Annotated in this window: 3 protein-coding genes; all 3 read left to right on the forward strand. The window is 27.6% G+C overall.

Annotation, left to right across the window (positions count from 1 at the left end; all coding sequences use genetic code 11):
• The first annotated feature begins 633 nt into the window (after positions 1 to 633).
• The 3 genes from ON17_RS03130 (at position 634) to ON17_RS03960 (ending at position 3,564) form a co-directional block, all read left to right on the forward strand.
• Positions 634 to 2,841 (forward strand): AAA family ATPase, encoded by a 2,208-nt coding sequence (locus tag ON17_RS03130; RefSeq protein ID WP_017192054.1) that lies wholly within the window; start codon positions 634 to 636, stop codon positions 2,839 to 2,841.
• A 245-nt stretch (positions 2,842 to 3,086) separates the two neighbouring features.
• On the forward strand, positions 3,087 to 3,407 hold the full coding sequence (locus ON17_RS03955; RefSeq protein ID WP_261974262.1) for a hypothetical protein: 321 nt from the start codon (positions 3,087 to 3,089) through the stop codon (positions 3,405 to 3,407).
• Positions 3,408 to 3,438: 31 nt separating this feature from the next.
• Positions 3,439 to 3,564, forward strand: coding sequence for a hypothetical protein (locus tag ON17_RS03960; RefSeq protein WP_017192056.1), 126 nt, complete (start codon positions 3,439 to 3,441; stop codon positions 3,562 to 3,564).
• Positions 3,565 to 3,886 lie beyond the last annotated feature (322 nt).

Raw genomic sequence — 3,886 nt, forward strand, 5'->3', positions numbered from 1 at the left:
ATTAATTATATATTAAAAATTTTATAATATATCTTTTCATCGTTCGCACTTATAATTATAAAACATTTAATATATTTTAAATGATTTCTTATAATCTTATTATAAAGGATTTCTGTTTTTTATTTTTGGAAATAATTATTTTTTATGATTTATCAGTGTTTTTAACTCTTATAAAGGGATAATATAGGTTTAATTCGCTTGTTAAATGGTCTTTTTTTGGACTCTTTGTGAAACTAAAAAAAACACCCTTTAAAAGATTATTTTACCAAAATAAAGTTTTTCAGGATTAAAAATTTTAAGACATCTCTAAAGATAACTTAATCTCTTTAAAAAATTTTTATAACGAAAAAAAGGAATTAAAAGTGTTAATAAAGTTTTTTCTTTTTTATCATTTTCAGATAAAAATAAAGGAGGAAAAGAGTAAAATATTATTGGATAATTGTTTTATATAATTATTATTCAAAAGAAAGGTTTTATCAACTCACATTAAATAACAATTCCTCAAGATTATATTTTAATAAATTCATCATTATCAAAACATTATTGATTTTATGCCTGAGTGTTTTATTTTTTTTTCATCCCCAAAAAGCATTCTCTTTTAGGGGAGCGCCAATTTCTAGAGCACTTTTTACAATGAACAAGATTAGATCATCTTTCTCTAAAATTAAAAAAACCAAATTTATTCCCAAAAATAGACGCACAAGAAGAACTAAACCTTTTTTATCTTCTAAACAAGAAACTGCAGAAATGATGTTAAATATCCACGATATTATTCCTGATATAGACCATTTATTAACAGAAATGGTCTTGGATTTTTCGGAAGAAGTAGTATCCACCGTATCTCTTGTATTTCAAGAGGTCAAACAAAACTGGCAAAAATTTATAACTAGTATTCCGACGGACAATTATCAAGAATATTTAGAAAGGATCGTCTTTCCTTTATATCGTCTCCATAATGCGGTTATTTTTCACCTTGTTATGTCACCTCAAAAAGTAAGAGAGCGCATTTTACCTACTTATAATGCTTTTTTAGCTAAAAATCAAAATTTATTTTTGCCAGTCTCTGTGCCCCAAATCACAGATGTTTATCTAAATCCTCTGGATAATGTCGCTTTTAAAATGCAAGAATATTTAAACCAACGTCAATTCATAGTCCCTAATTTTAAAATAAACACCGCTAATCCTTCTTATAATGCCAACATTTTAAGCATGGAAAAAACGATTCCTTCTGTTTATCCTGATATTTTAGGGGTTTATCTGCATAAGACTTTTTCTCCCTTAGAAACCGAAGAAATAGATATAGAAAATTTATCTTTAGAAATTTCTATACAAGAAATCGTAGTTTTCCGATCCGCCGCTTTTAAAGAAAGTTCTTTCTCTTGGAAGAAAGATATTATCAACCATACAATAGAAAAAAAGCTTTTATTACGTTATTTAGAACATTTTGTTAAATCAGAGGTTCTACCTGCTGATGGTATTTTGTTATACGGCCAACGTACTGATGATAAGCAACAATTAGTGGAATTGATAGCGAAACAATTAAAAATACCTTTTTATTATGTTTCAGTTGATGCTTTATTTTTAAGTTTTCAACAGAAGAAAGATGATTCTGATTTAAACCAATTAGCTAGTCTTATTCCTTCTGAACGTTCTATTTTGTTCGTTGATAAAATGGATCTTTTTCCGCCTGAAGAACCTTTTATGACCCATTTATTGACTGTTTTAAAAAAAATGCAAAAAACACGTTCTTTTTTAATTATTGGCAACGTTAATCAAGTAAAAAAGATGCAAAAACCTTTGTTTCCTACATGTGAGAAACTTTTTGTCATTGACATACCTTTTAATTTATGGAGTTTAGGCGAAAGATATAAATTTATAAAAATAAAGGGTAAAAAAGTTTTAGAGGATGATTTAACTTTAATGCGTTATATCGCCAATAATACTGCAGATTGGGAGCACCAAGATTTAGAACATCTTTTAGATTTATTGTCTGTTTCTAACCAACAAATGTCGGAAAGAAAAGTTACTTTAGAAAAAATCCAAGAAAGCATGCATTTCCTGAAACTGACTCGTCTTCATCCGGAATTATCTTGGTCAATATATCAAAAAAATATATTATTTCATCAAGCCGGTCATATTCTGGTCGAAATGGTTTTTAATTCTCCTCTAGATGGTTCATTGAACAAAGAGGCAGAAAAACAACCTCCAGCAGGTTCGAAAGTTTGTCATAATTGTTTAACTGTGTTAAATTCAGAAAAAGGAGGAAAAAATGTTGTTTGGCGAACGGATAATTTAATTCACCAAATTTTTTATTCTTTAAGCGGTACTATGGCAGAACAAACGCTATTGGATAATAAATATCAAAGTTTCCATGCTTCTGAAGATTTGCAGAAAGTACAACGATTAATAAAAGACTTGCAAAAACATCAAAAACCTGAATATAAGCGCTTTTTAGCTCAAATAACTCCCCAAGAGGAAGGTAAAGAGAAGTATTTAGGGATTATAAATTTTTTTCAAGAACAAAGTAAAATTTTAATCCAAGCCAATAAGCCTCTTTTAGAAGAAATTATCCATGATTTAGAAAATGATCAACTTTTTGAAAGAGAAGAAACAATCCCTCTGGTGTTGCCGCCTTTTTTGCAAGAAAATAACCTTTTCAAGGTTAATAAATTAGAGACCATAATTGATCCATCAAAGAAAATAGATCCTCAACCGAACTTTTCCTTAGTTTCTGAAAAAAAAGAAAAAAACATCTCTTCTTATCAAATTGTGGTTTGGACTATGGCTGCTTTAATCCCTCTTTTAAGCCTTTACCTTCTTAAAAAAATTTTTAAAGCTTAAATAATGTTTTTTCTTTCGTTAATTAAACGACGAAAAAAGAACCTTTTGCATAATTTAGAACTCTTTTTCATTTTTTGAGCTAACCCAAAACATCTGCTTTTATTATGTTATAATTTTATTAAAAAAGGTGAAATGTGAATATCTTTAAAATACAATTTATTAGTTTTTTAAAATTATTGAAATATACGCATTTAAAAGAAATTTTAGAACAAAAGTAAAAACAAACTTTTGTTTGGGAATAAGAATTGGACTTTTTGCTTTCTGCAGAAGAGAAAAACAGCCCAATTATTAAAAAATTAAAACAACAAATTATTCCGCGTGGAAATGCAGGTGGTTATAATTTAATGATGTCTGAAAAAGAGACTCTTTTTTCTTCTAAAAACAGGATGTTGATGCAAATTACAACTTTTTTAGGTGGTAGAGTGGCCGAAGAATTAATGTTTAACGATATATCTGACGAAACTTATAGCGATTTCAAATATGTTACCCAAATAGCGACTCAAATGGTCACTAAATTAGGAATGTCTGATTTAGTGACCTACGCAAGATTCCATTTTTTCGGATAAACAAGCTGTTGATGTAGAAATTAAAAAAATAGTGAATGACTCGTTAGAAAAAGCGCGTCAAATTATTGTTGAAAATAAGTCTTTATTAGACAAAATAGCTCATGAATTGTTAAAAAAAGAAACCATTAACAAAGAAGGCTTGGAAAATTTACTATAATGAAACAACTTACAAACGTTTTTTCATTATAGTAAAAATGATTTTTTTCTAGGAATGAAGATTTATCTGTTATTCAATAAGGCTTTTTAAGATTTTTCCCATTTTAAATCGTTAAAAAACCATCATCAACAATTTTTATCATTAAAGATTAAAAGAGTCTAAAAAACCACAAAAATATACTTTAAAAAAATTAACAAAATATTTTCATCAGTTTTGCTTAAAAAAAGTCGATACCGAGAGATAAATAATTAGTTCCCCTTTTAATTATGTTATAATTAAAAGGGGTTTTTTCATTATTTTTTAAATATATTTTAAAAAATAT

Source organism: Poinsettia branch-inducing phytoplasma str. JR1, assembly GCF_000309465.1.
Classification (GTDB): Bacteria; Bacillota_I; Bacilli_A; order Acholeplasmatales; family Acholeplasmataceae; genus Phytoplasma; species Phytoplasma pruni.